Origin of the sequence: Thalassobius sp. Cn5-15, assembly GCF_022347685.1 — a bacterium.
In the GTDB taxonomy this organism is placed as follows: Bacteria; Pseudomonadota; Alphaproteobacteria; order Rhodobacterales; family Rhodobacteraceae; genus Thalassobius.
This window is the reverse complement of record NZ_JAKRGF010000001.1, coordinates 762,324-779,004: the sequence shown is the minus strand read 5'-3', so window position 1 is coordinate 779,004 and position 16,681 is coordinate 762,324. Positions and strand designations below refer to the sequence as shown.

At 57.7% G+C, this 16,681-nt stretch carries 13 protein-coding genes, 1 tRNA gene, 1 other RNA gene and 1 riboswitch; of the genes, 8 read left to right on the top strand and 7 right to left on the bottom strand.

Going from position 1 to position 16,681, the window contains the following annotated elements; all coding sequences use genetic code 11:
- Positions 1-77: 77 nt before the first annotated feature.
- Positions 78-428: a transfer-messenger RNA gene (gene ssrA / locus MHM86_RS03780) on the bottom strand.
- Positions 429-572: 144 nt separating this feature from the next.
- The gene (locus MHM86_RS03775; protein ID WP_239195989.1) at positions 573-1,316 is read right to left on the bottom strand and encodes a FadR/GntR family transcriptional regulator; all 744 of its coding nucleotides are present in this window, start codon (positions 1,314-1,316) and stop codon (positions 573-575) included.
- 274 nt (positions 1,317-1,590) lie between these two features.
- Between MHM86_RS03775 and acuI the strand changes: the two genes are divergently transcribed.
- From acuI to MHM86_RS03740, 7 genes are all read left to right on the top strand, one after another.
- Positions 1,591-2,583 (top strand): acryloyl-CoA reductase, encoded by a 993-nt coding sequence (gene acuI / locus MHM86_RS03770; protein WP_239195986.1) that lies wholly within the window; start codon positions 1,591-1,593, stop codon positions 2,581-2,583.
- 180 nt (positions 2,584-2,763) lie between these two features.
- The gene (locus MHM86_RS03765; protein ID WP_239195984.1) at positions 2,764-4,188 is read left to right on the top strand and encodes a deoxyribodipyrimidine photo-lyase; all 1,425 of its coding nucleotides are present in this window, start codon (positions 2,764-2,766) and stop codon (positions 4,186-4,188) included.
- A gap of 179 nt (positions 4,189-4,367) precedes the next feature.
- Positions 4,368-4,820, top strand: a complete 453-nt coding sequence (locus MHM86_RS03760) for a TrgA family protein (RefSeq protein WP_239195982.1) — start codon at positions 4,368-4,370, stop codon at positions 4,818-4,820.
- A 33-nt stretch (positions 4,821-4,853) separates the two neighbouring features.
- Entirely contained in the window at positions 4,854-5,981 is a 1,128-nt protein-coding gene (locus MHM86_RS03755; protein ID WP_239195979.1) for an NUDIX domain-containing protein, read from the top strand.
- 54 nt (positions 5,982-6,035) lie between these two features.
- Positions 6,036-7,070, top strand: a complete 1,035-nt coding sequence (locus MHM86_RS03750; protein ID WP_239195976.1) for a cysteine synthase A — start codon at positions 6,036-6,038, stop codon at positions 7,068-7,070.
- Positions 7,071-7,100: 30 nt separating this feature from the next.
- Positions 7,101-9,578 (top strand): DUF3772 domain-containing protein, encoded by a 2,478-nt coding sequence (locus tag MHM86_RS03745; protein ID WP_239195973.1) that lies wholly within the window; start codon positions 7,101-7,103, stop codon positions 9,576-9,578.
- A complete protein-coding gene (locus MHM86_RS03740) occupies positions 9,562-10,290 on the top strand; it encodes an alanyl-tRNA editing protein (protein ID WP_239195971.1) in 729 nt (242 codons plus the stop codon). The genes MHM86_RS03745 and MHM86_RS03740 overlap by 17 nt, the downstream gene beginning before the upstream one ends.
- A 24-nt stretch (positions 10,291-10,314) precedes the next feature.
- Here the strand turns inward: MHM86_RS03740 and MHM86_RS03735 are convergent, their stop codons facing one another.
- Positions 10,315-11,460 carry an AI-2E family transporter gene (locus tag MHM86_RS03735; RefSeq protein ID WP_239196897.1) on the bottom strand — a complete coding sequence of 382 codons (1,146 nt, stop codon included), beginning with the start codon at positions 11,458-11,460 and terminating at the stop codon, positions 10,315-10,317.
- Between the two features lie 265 nt (positions 11,461-11,725).
- On the opposite strand from MHM86_RS03735, the gene MHM86_RS03730 reads away from it, so the two are divergent.
- A tRNA-Ser gene (locus tag MHM86_RS03730) sits at positions 11,726-11,815 on the top strand.
- A 561-nt stretch (positions 11,816-12,376) separates the two neighbouring features.
- Here MHM86_RS03730 and bfr read toward each other — a convergent pair.
- From bfr to MHM86_RS03705, 4 genes are all read right to left on the bottom strand, one after another.
- A complete protein-coding gene (gene bfr, locus MHM86_RS03725) occupies positions 12,377-12,862 on the bottom strand; it encodes a bacterioferritin (RefSeq protein ID WP_239195969.1) in 486 nt (161 codons plus the stop codon).
- Between the two features lie 401 nt (positions 12,863-13,263).
- Complete coding sequence (locus MHM86_RS03715; RefSeq protein ID WP_239195965.1) at positions 13,264-13,758, bottom strand: hypothetical protein; 495 nt, start codon at positions 13,756-13,758, stop codon at positions 13,264-13,266.
- Between the two features lie 135 nt (positions 13,759-13,893).
- Positions 13,894-14,970: a hybrid-cluster NAD(P)-dependent oxidoreductase gene (locus tag MHM86_RS03710; protein ID WP_239195963.1), complete on the bottom strand. Its 1,077-nt coding sequence runs from the start codon at positions 14,968-14,970 to the stop codon at positions 13,894-13,896.
- A 14-nt stretch (positions 14,971-14,984) separates the two neighbouring features.
- Positions 14,985-16,220 (bottom strand): SRPBCC family protein, encoded by a 1,236-nt coding sequence (locus tag MHM86_RS03705; RefSeq protein ID WP_239195961.1) that lies wholly within the window; start codon positions 16,218-16,220, stop codon positions 14,985-14,987.
- Positions 16,221-16,336: 116 nt separating this feature from the next.
- Positions 16,337-16,543: riboswitch (cobalamin riboswitch) on the bottom strand.
- Positions 16,544-16,681 lie beyond the last annotated feature (138 nt).

Below are 16,681 nucleotides of genomic sequence, written 5' to 3'. Positions count from 1 at the left end.
TGCGTATAGCGCAGATTTGTCAGGGATATGTCAGGCTGTGGCGGCCATGTCAGGTCTTGAAAAGATAGGGAAGGTAAGGTGCAGGTTTCTGTTGCCAGGTACCTGCGGACCCCGCCTTAGGCTGCTAGGCGTAAGGACTTAAAGGTCGATTTTTCGGACTGCTTACGCAGCCAGAGCCATCGGAGCACGATTGTTATTGGCAATTATGCTTAACGAACCGATAACGGTGGTATCTCACCGGGACAAAGCTAACCCTTTTAGACGTTCGTCGATCCTGTTTCGGCCCCATGATCCCCCAATAAAGGATGTTTGGTGGAGCCGCCGGGTACCGCCCCCGGGTCCGATCCGCTTATTACGAGCGCGTTTATGTCCATAGTCCCCGAGGGAACACCTGATATCTAGTTGCTTGATCGCAGTTTGAAAAGGGGCGTTGTGCGGCATTTGGGTGTTTGGGGCGTCGGGCTACACGGTTGGTGTTGGTCCTAAGGTTTTGAAATAAGGTCGCCCGTCGTTATTTCGCGCCAGCCGCGCCGGTGAGGCTTTACCCTCACGACTTGGGGGACGCGAGACCCTCACGACTTGGGGGACGCGAGCGAGAGTGTATAGCTGTGCAGTTCATCCAGAACGTTTTCACAGCTCGTCGCCTTGCGATCCGCAAGGGCATCCAGAATTGCGCTATGGAGGTCGACGATAACTGCCCGTGACCGTCGCGTGTAAGTGATCATGTTCATTAACGGCTGCATCGCTTCAATAGCGCCTGCCAATTGATAGGATAGAACGGGGTTGCAGGCGCAGTCGACGAAGGTGCGATGAAAGGAAACGTCTGATTGGCAAAACGTTTCGTCCGATAAGAAGGTGTCCTTCTGCCGTTCGATTTCGAATTTTAATGCGTCCAGCTGTTGGTCTGTCCGGTTTGAGCAGGCCAGCAGCGCACATGCGCGCTCTAACGCAAAGCGCGCTTCGCAGGCGGTGGCAAAGCTGATGCCATTCATGCTGAGCAGCAGAGTCGCGGTGGTCACCTGCTGCGGATAGGCTTGTTCATAGCTCAGCCGGTTCACAAACGCCCCGCCGCTTGCACCGCGTTGTGTACGGATAAGCGATTGCGCTGCAAGGCGTTTCAGTGCTTCACGAACTGTCGGCCGCGATACGGCGAATTGCGCCGCCAGCTCTGCTTCCGACGGAAGGCGCGCATCAACAATCAGGCGGCCATCAATAATAGAATCGCGGATCTCATTGGCAATATCCGCGGATAGATCGGACGCTGCCCGCCGGGCTGGTTTCCGTGTTGAAGGGCGTTTTTCTGAATTGTCTGACATTTCGCTTGGCAAGCCGATTTTTATTTGTCAGACATTTAACGTCTGTCGCAGCGCCATGCAATGTTTCGATGTTTGCCCCTCCTATACCGAACAGGGATTTGGGTGGTGTTGAACGGTTTAGAATCGATGATCGGATTTAATTTGAAGCTAAATCGTAAAGAAAACGTTGATGCAGAGGTCGGTCGTGCTTTCTGGAGGCCGCTTTTGCGTTTTTCAGATCGCAACGAATTTTTGCTGTGGCATTAGGAAAAAATTAACTCGGAGGAGATATCAAATGTTCAATGCGCTGGTGGTTACGCAGAATGAAGACGGAGAAAACGTCGCACAGGTGCAGCAATTGGAACTCTCCGATCTGCCTGCGGGGAATGTGACTGTTGCGGTTGAATACTCGACCGTGAACTACAAAGATGGCCTTTGCATGGGGCCGCGCGGTGGCGGTTTGGTGCGCAGCTATCCACATGTGCCGGGCATTGATTTTGCTGGCACTGTAGAGGAGTCACATGATCCCCGCTACGCCCCCGGGGATAAGGTCGTGTTGACCGGTTGGCGTGTGGGCGAGGTGCATTGGGGCGGCTATGGTCAAAAGGCGCGGGTGAACGCCGATTGGCTGGTCCCGCTGCCTGACGGGCTGAGCACCCGTCAGGCGATGGCTGTTGGTACCGCAGGCTTTACGGCGATGCTGTCTGTCATGGCGCTGGAGGATCATGGCATGACGCCCGGCGGTCGTCCGGTGCTGGTAACGGGGGCTGCGGGCGGTGTCGGATCGGTGGCTACTGCGATTCTGGCGCACAAAGGTTATGGCGTTGCTGCGGTGACCGGACGTGATGAGAGTCAGGAGTATCTGAAATCACTTGGTGCGACGCAGATTGTTGCGCGGGCAGAATTGAATGAGGTCATCAAACGTCCGTTGGAGGGAGAGACCTGGGCTGGTTGTGTGGATGCCGTCGGCGGAGAGATGTTGGCGCGCATTCTGGGGCAACTGGAATATGGTGCTTCGGTTGCTGCTGTTGGTCTGGCTGGCGGGACAGCGATGCCGGCAAGCGTTATTCCGTTCCTTCTGCGTGGGGTCAATTTGCTGGGGATCGACTCGGTTATGCAGCCGTTTGAAAACCGCCAGCGTGCTTGGCAACGGGTTGTCACCGACCTGCCCATGGACAAACTGGAGGCGATGGTGAGACCGGCGACTCTTTCTGATCTGCCGCAGCTGGGCGCGGATATCCTAGCCGGACAGGTGCAGGGACGTGTTGTGGTCGATGTGAACGCGTAAGGGTGGCTAACAATCCGCTACGCTGGGTGAGGTCGCGGCGTAGCGGGATTGAGGTCAAGGCCCTGACCTGCAACGCGTTTGTTGAAAGAGGTTTGAGAGTACTTTATTCAGAAAGCGTTCCGAACACGGTGATCCAAATCGTGGCAGGCTGCGTATTCGGGGCAAAGAAAGGCGTTTTGTTTGTCTGGTTCCGCTATCCCTGCTGCGTCTTGTGCGGCTCCCGTTATTGTGTGGCTGCGGCGTGATTTGCGTCTGGGTGACAATCCTGCTGTCGTGGCCGCAGCTGAAACCGGCCGTCCTGTGATTGCCGTAATTGTCCGTGATCCTCTGTTTGACGCGCTGGGCGCTGCGCCGAAGTGGCGCTTTGGGCTGGGGCTCAAGAAGTTTCAAAAACAATTACAGAGTCTGGGCAGCCGGGTGATCCTGCGCAGTGGGCCTGTATTCGACGTGCTGCGGGCGTTGATGACGGAAACCGGTGCCACGTCTCTTTATTGGAACCGTGCTTATGACCCCGAAAGTATCGAACGGGACAGCGAGGTTAAGGCGCAGTTTGCCGCCGCAGGCATCGATGTGCGGAGTTTTTCTGGCAATCTCTTGCTGGAGCCGTGGAAAACTTCCACCAAAACGGGCGGTCATTTTAAGGTTTATTCGCCGTTCTGGCGGGCGCTTTCTGTGCACGATATTCCTGCACCGATTGCGGCGCCGCAGGTTCTGCGCGCGCCTGATGAATGGCCTGCGTCGGAAACTTTGGCAAGTTGGGGCTTTGGCCACGATATGGGGCGCGGCGCAGACGTTGTGGCGCTCCATCTCTCCTTGGGTGAAGAGGCGGCGCAGGCGCGATTGGATAGGTTTCTGGAAACTGCGCTGCCGGATTATGCCAAGGACCGTGATTTTCCGGCGCGCGCTGTCACCTCGAACCTTAGTGAACCACTGGCCTATGGCGAGATTTCTGCGCGCCAGATTTGGCATCAGACATGGCTGCGCTACCCAAATGGCGAGGCTGAGAAGTTCCTGAAGGAGTTGGCGTGGCGCGATTTTGCCTGGCACTTGACCTACCATGATCCGCACATCCAGACTGGGTGCTGGCGGCAGGAATGGGATCGCTTCAACTGGGACACAGCGGCTGATCACCCTCATCTGATCGCTTGGCAGCAGGGGCGCACGGGCGTTGATCTGGTCGATGCAGGCATGCGCGAATTGTACACCACGGGGCGGATGCACAATCGGGTTCGGATGATCGTGGCCTCTTATCTCACCAAACATTTGCGTATGCATTGGCGGTTGGGGCAGCAGTGGTTTGCCGACACGCTGGTTGATTGGGATGCAGCGTCTAATGCGATGGGGTGGCAGTGGGTCGCTGGCTGCGGCCCGGATGCGGCACCCTATTTCCGAATTTTCAATCCCGACACTCAACAGCAGAAATTCGATGCACAGAACGCCTACTGCCGGCATTGGCTGGGCACGGGAAGCGGGTTTGAAGAGGCGATGCCCTTGTCCTGGAAAGCCTCACGCCCACTGAACCCTATCGTGCCGCTGGCGCAGGGGCGGACCGCAGCGCTTGCGGCTTTGGAGGCATTTAAAGCAACGCAGCCTGAAAAGGTCTGAGCAAGGCTTTCACACGATGATGGGCGACGTGGACTTGATCCGCCTCGCGTTTCTTGTCACCTTTGGGGGAGGGCAAAGTGGTGCAAAAGCACCCTCTGCGGGCGCAAAACCGCGTTCGTTGCGGCGAAAATAACATCAATATAGCTGCATGGTCCTGCTAAAAAACGAAGGGCGAGCAGATGAGTTTAACGACAGCGCGGGTGATCGGTGCCATCCTGATGGGCGCCTTGGGATGGTTTGTATCTGACATGGTGCGGCCCTTGATGCCGGAAAGCACGGTATTTGGCTGGTTCAATCACGTAAATCTGGCGCTTGGTGGCTATGTGGGGTGGGCGATGCTGGTGCCCAAAGATGGGCAGGACGAAGCCAACCCTCTGGCGCCCTTGTCACGCGGGCTGACAGCGGCGTTTTCACTGGCCAGCATTGCCATACTGGCACAGGCTGTGAATGAGATGCTACGTCTGTCGATGCGATTGCGCTATTCTAACCCTCTGAAAGCGCTTGAAGATGTTTTTCGCATCATTGCGGAATATGGTGCCATTCTTTTGCACCCGACGGTGATTGGCCCACTGATCATCGGAACGGTTTTGATTGCCTTTATCGTGGGTATGGCCCATAGCCGTTGGAGATAACTTTCCTCTTTTCTTCAATAGGATATGCCCCAAATGCCGGATCTGTTTTTCTTTGGCACCCTGTGCCATGTGCCGCTGCTTGAAACTGTGATTGGCCACGACCTTTCTGGCATCAGTCTGAGTGAGGCGGCATTTCCTGATCACCAGATCCATTGGGCGACAGGGCATGCCTTTCCGTTGTTGGTTAAGGCAGAGGGACAGCAGGCGGTGGGCCTGCTGGCGCGCGGATTGAGTGATGCGGATGTGGCGCGGCTGGTGTACTACGAAGAGGTTTTCAATTTTGACCTAATCTGGACTGAGGTCGTGGAGGATGGGGTGTCACGTCGGGTGCAGATGTTTTGGCCGCCGGAAAGCGGTCACGCACCGGGGGCAGTGTTCCGGCTGGAAGATTGGGCGCCCAAGTGGGGTGATATCAACACCCGCGCGGCGGTTGAGGTGATGCGTCACCAGCCTTGCAAAACCGCGGCAGAGGTGGGCGCGATCTACGGTATGATCCATGTGCGCGCCGCCGCTTTTGTTGCCGCTCAGCGGGAAACGCCTGTTTTGGGGCCCAGCGGAATGCGCCGTGCGCATGTTGAAAGTCGCGATATTTCAATTCCCTACGCCAACTTCTTCGCGATGGAGGAGCGCCACCTGCGTTTTCGTCGTTTTGACGGTTCGTTGAGTGCCGAAGTGGATCGCGCGATCTTTATGTCTGGTGATGCGGCGCTGGTGTTGCCCTATGATCCTGTGCGCGATCGGGTGCTGCTCGTCGAACAGGTGCGCATGGGGCCCTTGGCGCGCGGTGATCATGGGCCATGGCAGCTGGAGCCGATTGCAGGTCGCGTTGACCCCGGCGAGGCACCAGAGGAGGCCGCGCGGCGTGAGGCGCAGGAAGAGGCGGGCCTGACGCTAACCGATTTGCAGGAGATCCATCAGGGCTATCCGTCACCCGGTGCGTCGTCAGAGTTTTTCTACACCTACCTCGGCCTTGCTGATCTGCCGGATGAGGCGGCGCGTCTTGGCGGTGTGGACGGAGAACATGAGGACATCAAGGGGCATGTCTTTGGATTTGCTACGGTGATGGCGATGCTGGATCGCGGCGATATTCGGGTGGGGCCACTGGCCCTGGCGCTGCATTGGCTGGCACGAAATCGTGAAAGCTTGCGCAGAGGTGCTTGAGCATCGCGGCATTGCCGCATAAGTTTCCGTCAAACCTGATGAGGAACGATAATTATGCGCATCGCACGCGATCTGGCTGACGCCATTGGCAAAACCCCCCTGATCCGCCTGAAAGCGGCCAGTGAGGCAACCGGTTGTGAAATTCTGGGCAAGGCCGAATTTCTGAACCCCGGTCAATCGGTTAAGGATCGCGCCGCGCTCTACATCATCAAGGATGCGATCGCCAAGGGGCAGCTGAAACCGGGGGGCACCATTGTTGAGGGCACTGCCGGCAACACTGGCATTGGTCTGGCGCTGGTTGGCGCGTCGATGGGGTTCAAGACCGTGATCGTGATCCCCGAAACTCAAAGTCAGGAAAAGAAGGACATGATCCGTCTGGCTGGCGCTCAACTGGTAGAGGTGCCCGCCGCACCCTACAAAAACCCAAACAACTACGTGCGCTATTCCGAACGTCTGGCCAAAGCATTGGCCGAGACAGAGGAAAACGGTGTGATCTGGGCCAACCAGTTTGACAACGTCGCCAACCGTCAGGCCCACGTGGAAACCACCGGCCCTGAGATTTGGGACCAAACGGGTGGCAAGGTTGACGGCTTTATCTGCGCTGTTGGGTCTGGCGGCACGCTGGCAGGTGTTGGCATGGCGCTGCAGCCGAAGGGCGTGAAAATCGGTTTGGCTGATCCGATGGGGGCTGCGCTTTACAGCTACTATGCGCACGGTGAATTTGCCTCCACTGGCACCTCGATCACCGAAGGCATCGGGCAGGGGCGGATCACCGCCAACCTTGACGGCTTCACCCCCGATATGAATTACCAGATCCCTGATGAAGAGGCGCTGCCTCTGGTCTTTGATCTGCTGCAGGACGAAGGCCTGTGTCTGGGCGGATCCTCGGCGGTAAACATCGCCGGTGCGATGCGCATGGCCAAGGATATAGGCCCCGGCCACACCATCGTGACCATCCTGTGCGACTATGGCACCCGCTATCAGTCGAAACTGTTTAACCCAGAGTTTTTGGCCGAAAAGGGTCTGCCGCAGCCTGAATGGCTCACGCAGGAGCTGCCGACACCCCCTGCGGTGTTTGAAAACCCGTAAATCGGTCAGAGCGATACCCGCTTGATGTATATGACACAGCCCCCCCGCTATGGAACGCCGGCCCGCACCTCTTGGTTCGGGCGTATCGCGGGGGGGCTGTTTTTTGTGGCCCTCCTGTTTGCCGTGACGCTGTTTTCTGCGCCCAGTGTGGTGCAGGCACAGGGTGTTGGGGCCCTGACCCTGTCAGAGGCGGAAAATCAGGATTGGCAAAGCACCGCTCGGCGTGCCGAGTTGGCGCTGGAGGCGGGGCGCGCTTCGGATCGGGTGTTGGATGGGTTGCGGGCCGAACTGGTCGATTGGCGCGAGGTGTTCGTCAAGGCACAGGGCAGTCACGGGCAGCGGATCGCCAATTTGCAAAGCCAGTTGGCAGTTCTGGGCCCGATGCCCGAAGATGGCAGCGAAAGCGCTGAAATCAGCGCGCAGCGCAAGGATCTGACCGACCGTCTGGCGCAATTGAGGGCGCCGGTTGTGGCTGCCGAAAGTGCTGCCAGCCGCGCCTCTGGCCTGATTGCTGAAATCGATACAGAACTGCGTAATCGTCAGGCCGACGCGCTGGTCGCCATTGGCCCTAGTCCGCTGAACCCTGTCGATTGGGGGGAAGGTCTGGCAGAGTTGAAAGATGCTGTTGCCGTCCCGTTGCAAGAGGTGCGGATCAATCTTGGCAACGAATTGCGTCTGTTCCAGTTTCGTCAGAACCTCTTGGCTATTATTCCGCTGGGTCTGCTGGGTCTGATTTTGCTGGCGCGTGGGCGTGGCTGGGCGGCAGAGGCGATGGCGCGGCTGCGGACCTATCTGCAGCGCGATCAAGTCACGCCGCGTGTCATCGCCAGCACCGAGATTTTGACCTTCCTCGTGTCGCTCAGCAAGGTGATCCTGCCGTTAATCGGTTTGATCCTGCTCACGCAGGCGCTGTTGGTCAGTGGCCTTCTGGGGCTGCGCGGTGAGGCGCTGGTGGCACAGGTGCCCCTTTGGGGCGGCACGCTGCTGATTGTTGTGTGGCTGTGTGACAAGCTGTTTGCCGATCCGCCCGCGCCTGCAGTGTTTGAGGTTGATGCCAGCCGTCGTGGGTCACTGCGCCGCATTGGTGGTGGGTTGGCGGGAGCCGTGGTTCTGGCGCAGATCGGTGCGGATTTTGAAGCGCTGAGCGGTCTGGATGAGGTGGCAGGCGTGCTGCTCTCCTTCCCGCTGATGGTTCTTAGCTCGCTGGCTTTGATGCGGCTGGGGCGTCTGGTGCGGGCGCTGGTAATGCCCGGCTTGCTGGCACTGGATACAGATGAGGCTGCGCCACTGCGCCTGCGCGCGGTGGTCCTTCTGGCGCGCGGTGCGATGGTGGTGGCGGTCCTTGCGCCGCTCTTGGCCGCAATCGGCTATCGTAATGCGGCAGAGGCGCTGATTTACCCCGCGATCTACACCGTTGGACTGCTGGCGGCGTTGTTCGCCACTCAGCATCTGGGCACAATGATCTACGCGCTGTTCAGCACCCGCGATGACCCCGAAGAGGCACTGGTGCCCGCATTGGTCGGCGTTGCGCTGGCGGTTCTGGCCCTACCGGTTCTGGCGCTGATCTGGGGCATGCGTGTCACCGACCTGACCGAAATGTGGGGCCAGTTCATGGCTGGCATCACGCTGGGCGACACCCGTATTTCGCCGCGTGATTTCATCGCCTTCGCCATGCTGTTTGCCATCGGTTATGTGATTACCCGCATGGTGCAGGGCGCATTGAAAACCTCTGTCCTGCCGAAAACCCGGTTGGATCAGGGCGGTCAGACCGCGGTGGTGTCGGGCGTTGGTTATCTGGGCATCACGATTGCCGCGCTGGTGGCGATCACAGGCGCGGGCCTGAACCTGTCGTCCATTGCGATTGTCGCGGGTGCGCTGTCGGTGGGCATCGGGTTTGGCTTGCAGACCATTGTGTCGAATTTTGTCTCTGGTATCATTTTGTTGGTCGAACGCCCTATTTCCGAAGGCGACTGGATCGAGGTGGGCGGTCAGATGGGCTATGTGCGCGATATTTCTGTTCGTGCCACGCGGATCGAAACCTTTGACCGCACAGATGTGATTGTCCCCAACGCTGATCTGGTCAGTGGCACGGTCACCAACTACACGCGCGGCAATACGGTTGGCCGCCTGATTGTCAGTGTTGGCGTCGCCTATGGTACAGATACACGTAAGGTCGAAAAGATCCTGAGCGACGTAGCAGAGGCCCATCCAATGGTTCTGGCCAATCCTGCCCCTGCGGTGCTGTTTCAGGGCTTTGGCGCAGATGCGCTGGACTTTGAGATCCGCGCCATTCTGCGCGATGTGAACTGGATGTTGTCCGTGCGCAGTGACATGAACCACGCGATTGCCGAACGGTTCACGGCTGAGGGGATAGAAATTCCCTTTGCACAGCGTGATATCTGGCTGCGCAACCCTGAGGCGCTGCAGCCTCAAGACAGCCAAGCCAAAGCCAGCCAACCCCAAGAGGCCCCCAGTGTCGAGGAGCGTAACATTGACAGAGACGACTAACCCCCTGTTTCGTAAAGATGCCTACCTGCGCGACGCAGAGGCAGAGGTGATTGCGCTGACGCCCGAAGGTGGAATCGTTCTGGATGCTACGGTGTTTTACCCCACCGGCGGCGGTCAACCCGGCGACAGTGGTCGGATCACCTGGTCCGGCGCAGAGATGCAGATCGCCACCGCCGTCAAGGGGGAGGCAGGCAGCGTCATTCTGGTGCCCGCAGAACCCACCGCGCTGCCAGCTGTAGGCACGCGGGTGGAACAGCATTTGGACTGGAATCGTCGTCACCGTCACATGCGGGTGCACACCGCGCTGCACCTGTTGTCTGTGGTGATCCCGCTGCCGGTCAGCGGTGGCAGTATCGGGGTGGACAAGGGGCGTCTGGATTTCGATATGCCTGAGGCGCCGCAGGATCGCGACGCGATCGAGGAGGCGCTGAATGCGCTGATCGACCGTGATCTGGAGGTGACCGAAGACTGGATCAGCGATGAAGAGCTGGCAGCCAATCCATCGCTGGTGAAAACTATGTCAGTGATGCCGCCGATGGGGCAGGGACGGGTGCGTCTGGTCCGCATTGGAACAGAGAGCGATCAGGTGGATCTGCAGCCCTGCGGTGGCACCCATGTGGCGCGCAGCAGCGAAATCGGCCGTCTGCGTCTGGGCAAGATCGAAAAGAAGGGTAAGCAAAACCGCCGCGTTTACGTGCATCTGGACAACTGACGGCTTAGGCGTCTCAGTGGGTCTTCAGGCGGCGGTGTCTTCTTCCTGCGATTGTTGTTTGGGCGCCTCATGCTCCAACGTGCGCGGTGCCGCACGCTGCGGTTCTGCAGCGGCTTCTTCCGCTTCTGGCAGGCCTTCGCGTGACAATAGAATTGCCAGCGACCGCAGTTCGGGGATCTGCGAGAAGATGATCATCATTGCCACCATGATCGGCACTGACAGGAACATTCCCGGCACTCCCCAAACCGCGCCCCAGAAGGCGAGGTTAATGATAATCCCAAAAGACGACAGCCGCAGCGCGCGGCCCATGAGCATCGGGTCTATGACCGATCCGTTGATGAACTGAATGATGGCGACAATGACGAAAATCGCCGCTGTCTGGCCGGATTCACCAACTTCGACAAAGGACACCAGTGCCACCAGCACCGTAGCCACGATCGACCCGATGTTGGGAATGTAGTTCAGCACAAAGGTCAGGATCCCCAGCGCCACCGCCAGATCCAACTGGAAGAAGCTGGCAACCGCCCAGACCATAATCCCGGTGATGGCACTGACGCCTGTCTTGACCAGCAGGTAGTAGTTCACGCGGTGAATGATCGTCGCGATGATGCGGCTGACCCGTTCAGCCTGCTCCTCATTGCCTGCCAGCGCCACCAGCTTGGTGGAAAACCAGATCCGTTCTGCAAAGAGGAAGCCAACAAAAAGGATCACCAGCACGGTGGCCGACATCAGGTTGCCTGCGCCGCCGGCGGCGGTGCTCACGTAGCTGGCCACATCAATCGAACTGACCGTGTTAAAAACAGAGGTCTGCACATCCTCGCCCAGCCAGGCAAACATGGCCGCCACCGCATGGGGCAGGCGGGCAGCATAGGTCAGGGACAGCGTCAACACGGTGTTAATCTGGCTGAGGATGATCGAGGTCAGCGTCAGCATTCCCGCCGAAATCAGCAGCAAGGCCGTGATAGAAGCCAGAACATTTGGAATGCGAAAGGGGCCGATCCGTTGGCGGGCGATGAAGTTGATCGCGTCGCTGGTCAGCGAAAACAGAATGATCGCCGTCGCTAGCGAGATGAGCAAAAACCGCGCCTGCACCAGTAGGAACAACACCACCGCCAGCGCGATGATGATCAGCGCCGCTGTCTGGGCACGTTCCATCTGGCTGGGTTTCATTCGACCGGTTTCAACCGGTCGGGGGGCTGGAGGGCGGTGAGGACTTTGGTTCATTTCGCAGCTTTCAGAGCGTCTTGCGTCGAGACTATGTTCGATGTGACCTCGGGTTACAACAGTCGGACGCTTATTCTGCATTGGCAGATTGCATAAAACGATCCCCCTCACTGTAACGTGCAACTTGTGTGAGCAGAAAAATTTCACATCGACGCAATATTCTTCACTTTTGGGCTTGCGGCCTGTCGGGGCTTTTTATAGACCCAGCCTCGGACAGGTGGCCGAGTGGTCGAAGGCGCACGCCTGGAAAGTGTGTAGGCGGGGAACCGTCTCGAGGGTTCGAATCCCTTCCTGTCCGCCATAAAAGCCTGCCCTTGTGGCGGGCTTTTTTGTTTTTTATCAAGTGCATGTCGTGCACAGTTCATGTTGGTCAGGGTGTGAATGGCATGTCTGCCTACATGATGGCGAGTCCCGAATTTACAGTTGTATTCGTTCAGAACTGTTAGGTTGATCCGCCTGAGTGCTGCCTTTTTGATCCGCAACAGAGTGTCTTTAAGGGGCATCTGGGGTTTCTGATCAGATGGTTGAGAAGTGATGTTTTCACGATTACGCAGATACTTAAAAGACGTTGCGCAAGCCTGAAGAAATATTACTTCGGCGCTTTGGATTGCCCGAATTTACTCCGGGCCCCACTGCGGCGAAGAGGAATAGCGGCAGACAGGGGGGGGACGGCTGTTCGCGCAGCTCTTCATGATCCTGATGAGTATTGCGCGGATAATGGTCAGAGTCATACCGGACTTAACGCTTTATTTATAAAGCAGCGCGCACCGGGTCAGGATATATCAAAGGCTCCCAGCGATGCTGGGGGCCTTTTTGTTGCGGTGTGCGATGCGCCTCGCGGCAAGGAGGAACATCGCATAAATTACTCTGCTGCGTCGGCAGAGTCAGCGTTCAGTTTGTTGTAGTTCGCTGCGCCGATGTCATCCAGCAGGCCAATTTGGGTCTCAAGGAAATCAACGTGACCCTGTTCGTCCATGATCAGGTCTTCGAACAGGCGCATGGAGGCGTAATCGCCCACCTCATGACAGTATTTGCGCGCTTCTGCATAGAGCGCGACTGCCTCCAGCTCGACCTCCAGATCACAGGTCAGCGTTTCGCGTACGGTCTGGCCGATTTTCAGCGGGTTCAGGGATTGCAGGTTGGGCATGCCTTCAAGAAAGATGATCCGATCAATAATCTTATCGGCATGTTCCATCTCTTCGATGCTTTCTTCGCGCATCTTTTTGGCCAGTTTGGTGATTCCCCAGTCGGCCTGCAGGCGATAATGCAACCAAAACTGGTTCACGGCGGTCAGCTCGTGTTTTAGTGCAGTGTTGAGGTATTCAATAACCTTCTTGTCGCCTTTCATTTCCCATACTCCTTCTGTCTTGCTGGTTGCGCAAGCTACGCAACTCTGCTGGGACTTCTAGATTAGGGTTTGTACGCATAGAGGCAATAAACAATTTCATACAACCCCCGCAATCAGGTGATTTACCAAGGGCATGGTAGATTTTTCCGGGGGTGATGATGGTGCTGGCGTCCGACGCGCGCATCCAGTCGATGGCGTTGTGTACGTCGGTGTCACTGATGACTTGGCAGCTGCAAATAATCATAGTCGGGGTCCATTGTGGCTGCCCCTAGATACCTGACTAAAATTATCAGCGTCAATAGTTGATTTTTTCTGTAGGGAATTCCGGACCTTCGCTTTTCTGTCCGTTCAGTGTCATGCTCCCGCGGCAGAATCGCCGCGAGAGATTTTGGTTCTGACGCTCAATAGCGCCCGATGTTCACGCGCTTTTTTTCCAGAACCTTACCGTCCGCGGACACGGCTTTTACGATCGCGAAATAGCGGTTTCGTTTGCCGCCAGAGCACGGGGGCATGTAACCTTCGGACTTGTACTTGCCGGTTCCACGCGCGGCGGAAATCACTTTGGCCTTGCCGGGCAGTTTACCGACCAGACCGGGCACGGCGTAGAGATCAGCGTTTGATCCTTTGACGGGATAGCCAATGACCCCGTGACCGCCGTCCTTGGAGAGTGGCCGGTAGTCGCGGTCATTGTATTCAACAATCACCCATGTAGTGCCCGTGGGCAGGCCACTGACGGCCATAGGTGGGGTTTTGCCTTTGCCGCCAAAGAGCGTGCATTGCTGGCCAGCGGGTACTTTTTTGCCGTCCCAGCCTCCGCCGAGGGTGATGGACATATCGGCGGCAGCTGCGCCTGCAGTAAGGGTCAGTGCGCAGAGTGTAGTGAAAAGCTTTTTCATAGAATTTTCCCTATAGACGATAATCAAACCCTATCGTCCGTCCTAGTGGTTGCAAGGAAAATTTCGCTTATTGGGATGGGTGCGGTGAACCGCTGTGACCTCCCCGGCGGCGAGAGTACCGCCGGGGAGAATGACTTAAACCTCGACCTCGATCTGACCGATCGGGTTCGAGCAGCAGGCAAGGATGTAGCCTGCCTCGACATCATCATCAGAGATGCCGCCGTTGTGGACCATATGCACGTCACCCGAAGTTTTCTTGACTTTGCAGGTGCCGCAGACGCCGAAAGTACAACCCGATGGAATATTGAGGCCCGCTGCCTTGGCTGCGGCCAGAACGGTGTCGGTTTCACTACAGGTATGGGTAACGTCAGATTGGGTGAAGTGAATGGTGGCTTTGGCCGCGTCGTCCAGAACCACGTCGTCTAGTTCTGGCTGGTCTGCCTCTTCCTGAACTGGCGCACCGAAGCTTTCCTGATTGTAGTTGTCCATGTCAAAGCCCAGACCGGCCAATGCTTCGCGCACCGCGTCCATGAACGGTTCGGGGCCACAGCAGTACACCTCACGCTCCAGATAGTCTGGTGCCATCAGGCCCAGCATCAGCTGGTTGAACTGACCTTGATATCCGGTCCACGGGCTGTAACGGTCGGGCTCTTCGACCACGAACTTCAGGTCGATGCCGGGAACGCGGCTGGCCATCTGTTCCAGACGCTGGCGGAAGATGATCTCCGATGGGCGTTTGGCACAGTTGATAAAGACGATGTCCAGATCCTGACCTTCGTCATACATGCAGGTGGTCATCGACATCATCGGGGTGATGCCGGACCCGGCAGAGATGAACAGGAACTTGTCCGCCTTGCTGGCGGCATTGGTGAACAGTCCGGCAGGGCCAAAAGCCCGCAGCGTCATGCCCGGTTGCAGGTTGTCCAGCATCCAGCGGGTGCCGATGCTGTCTGCCTGCGCCTTGGCGGTGATGGTGACGATACGTGGGCGCGAAGGGGAGGAAGAAATGGTGTAGGTGCGGTGCACCACGCCCCCCGGTTCGCCCGGCGCCGGAATTTCCAGTGTCAGGAACTGACCTGCTTCATAAGAGAAGAGCGCGCCCGAAGGCGCCTTGAACGAGAAACTGGCGGTGTGGGGCACCTCTGGTACGACCGAGACGCATTCCAGCAATTCGCTGTCTTTCCAGATCGCAGACCCGGGGAGGTCGTTCATGTCTTTCATCTCAGTTACTCCGCTGCAACGAGGGTGCGGCCCGTCATGGTGCGGGTCAGCTGGGCGGTATACCAATCCACAAACTGAATCACGCCGCTTTCATGGGTGGGTGAGTAGGGGCCAGGGGTATAGGCGGGCGAGTTGATGCCCTGCTGGTTGTCCTCGACCACGATGCGGTCTTCGTCGTTGGTGTGCATCCACACCTCAGTGAGGCGCTGCAGGTCGTAATCCACACCCTCTTCGGCATCTTTATGCACCAGCCATTTGGTGGTCACTTCGGTTTCCGTCGGGCTGATCGGTGTCACGCGGAAGACGATCGAGTGATCGGGCAGGAAATGGTTCCAGGTGGTGGGGTAATGGAACTGCAGCAGCGGGCCGGCATCCGCGAAGGGCACGCGACCCAGTTTCTTGGTCACAGCTTCTTTGCCGTTCATCGTGTAGCTGACGGCACCGTCCAGCAGCGGCATACGCGCCACGCGGAACTGGCCCCCCTGATCGATTTGGAAACGGGCCGGTATGCCGCCTGCCTCAACACGGTCGAAGTGTTGTTGCAGCACCGGCGGGGTGGAGCCATCACTGACGCCGGTGACGGCAGGATCTTCGGGGTAGGTGCGGCACAGTGATGGGTGGTTGCCCGCACAGTGGTAGCATTCGCGGTTGTTTTCCCAGACCAGCTTCCAGTTGCCGTTCTCGATGATCGAGCTTTCGTAAGCGACCTTGGCGTTGCCCAGATCATGAGGGGCCAGATAGGGTTCTGCCATTGCAGCGAAGGCGTCAAAATCGGGCGCCTCTGCGGCCAGACAGATGTAGACCAGACCGGCCAGCTCGCGGCAGTGTACGCTGCGCAGCCCGTGTTTTGAGGCATCGAAGTCGGGCCCCATATCCCGCGCCCACAAGAGGCTGCCGTCCAGTTCATAGGTCCACTGGTGGTAGGGGCAGACCAGTTTCGGTGCGGTGCCCTTCTTGGCCTTGCAGACAACGGAGCCACGGTGGCGACAAGCGTTGTGGAAAGCGCGAATTTCGCCGTCCTGACCACGCACGATAATCACGCCGTAGTCGCCAACCTTATGGGTTACATAGTTGCCGGGCTTGGGGATTTCGCAGGTGGGAATGGCAAACAGCCACTCACGGTAAAAGACGCTACGCAGGTCCAGATCAAACACACCGGCGTCGGTGTAAAAGTCCTGTTCTAGGGAATACCCCATTTGGCGCTGCATGAGCTTCGCCAGAATCTCGCTATCTTGGAGCATTGCTACCTCCTGTGCCGCTTATGCTGCGGCGCTTCGCTGGAGCAGAAGGCAAGCAGAGGCAGTCCCGGCGCAGACGAGGGGTCGCCGCCGGACACAGAGCCTCCACCGCCACCCGCGGTTTGACTAACATGCAAGGCTGGTTTCCGGACTTAGAAGGGGCTTTCGCCCAATGCTGCACCTTCCCGGGACCCTCGTCCCAGTGGTTTTTGCAGCACCACGCCTTCGTTACCGTTGCGGGGGCAGTGCAGGAATTTCACCAGCTTCCCAATTCTCCGTTGATTCGAGTATGTCGGACCAACGGCACCTTGCAGCCCGAACTTAGTTCCGAAGACCTTTGCTGCGGAGGACAACAAACGACACTTTTAGATCGAAAAACGGAAATCATAACTGTGTCGTGTCTCTGCAATGCAATTTTTGCCGAAGTACACCACGGTACGCTGTGAGGCAGCATGAAAAGACCG

Excerpts from the sequence above, each read along its gene's own strand:
- MHM86_RS03750 (WP_239195976.1), top strand. The coding sequence starts at position 6,036 with ATGCGCATCGCACGCGATCTGGCTGACGCCATTGGCAAAACCCCCCTG.
- acuI (WP_239195986.1), top strand. The coding sequence starts at position 1,591 with ATGTTCAATGCGCTGGTGGTTACGCAGAATGAAGACGGAGAAAACGTC.
- MHM86_RS03775 (WP_239195989.1), bottom strand. The coding sequence starts at position 1,316 with ATGTCAGACAATTCAGAAAAACGCCCTTCAACACGGAAACCAGCCCGG.
- MHM86_RS03710 (WP_239195963.1), bottom strand. The coding sequence starts at position 14,970 with ATGAACGACCTCCCCGGGTCTGCGATCTGGAAAGACAGCGAATTGCTG.
- MHM86_RS03755 (WP_239195979.1), top strand. The coding sequence starts at position 4,854 with ATGCCGGATCTGTTTTTCTTTGGCACCCTGTGCCATGTGCCGCTGCTT.
- MHM86_RS03760 (WP_239195982.1), top strand. The coding sequence starts at position 4,368 with ATGAGTTTAACGACAGCGCGGGTGATCGGTGCCATCCTGATGGGCGCC.
- MHM86_RS03705 (WP_239195961.1), bottom strand. The coding sequence starts at position 16,220 with ATGCTCCAAGATAGCGAGATTCTGGCGAAGCTCATGCAGCGCCAAATG.
- bfr (WP_239195969.1), bottom strand. The coding sequence starts at position 12,862 with ATGAAAGGCGACAAGAAGGTTATTGAATACCTCAACACTGCACTAAAA.
- MHM86_RS03735 (WP_239196897.1), bottom strand. The coding sequence starts at position 11,460 with ATGAAACCCAGCCAGATGGAACGTGCCCAGACAGCGGCGCTGATCATC.
- MHM86_RS03715 (WP_239195965.1), bottom strand. The coding sequence starts at position 13,758 with ATGAAAAAGCTTTTCACTACACTCTGCGCACTGACCCTTACTGCAGGC.
- MHM86_RS03745 (WP_239195973.1), top strand. The coding sequence starts at position 7,101 with ATGACACAGCCCCCCCGCTATGGAACGCCGGCCCGCACCTCTTGGTTC.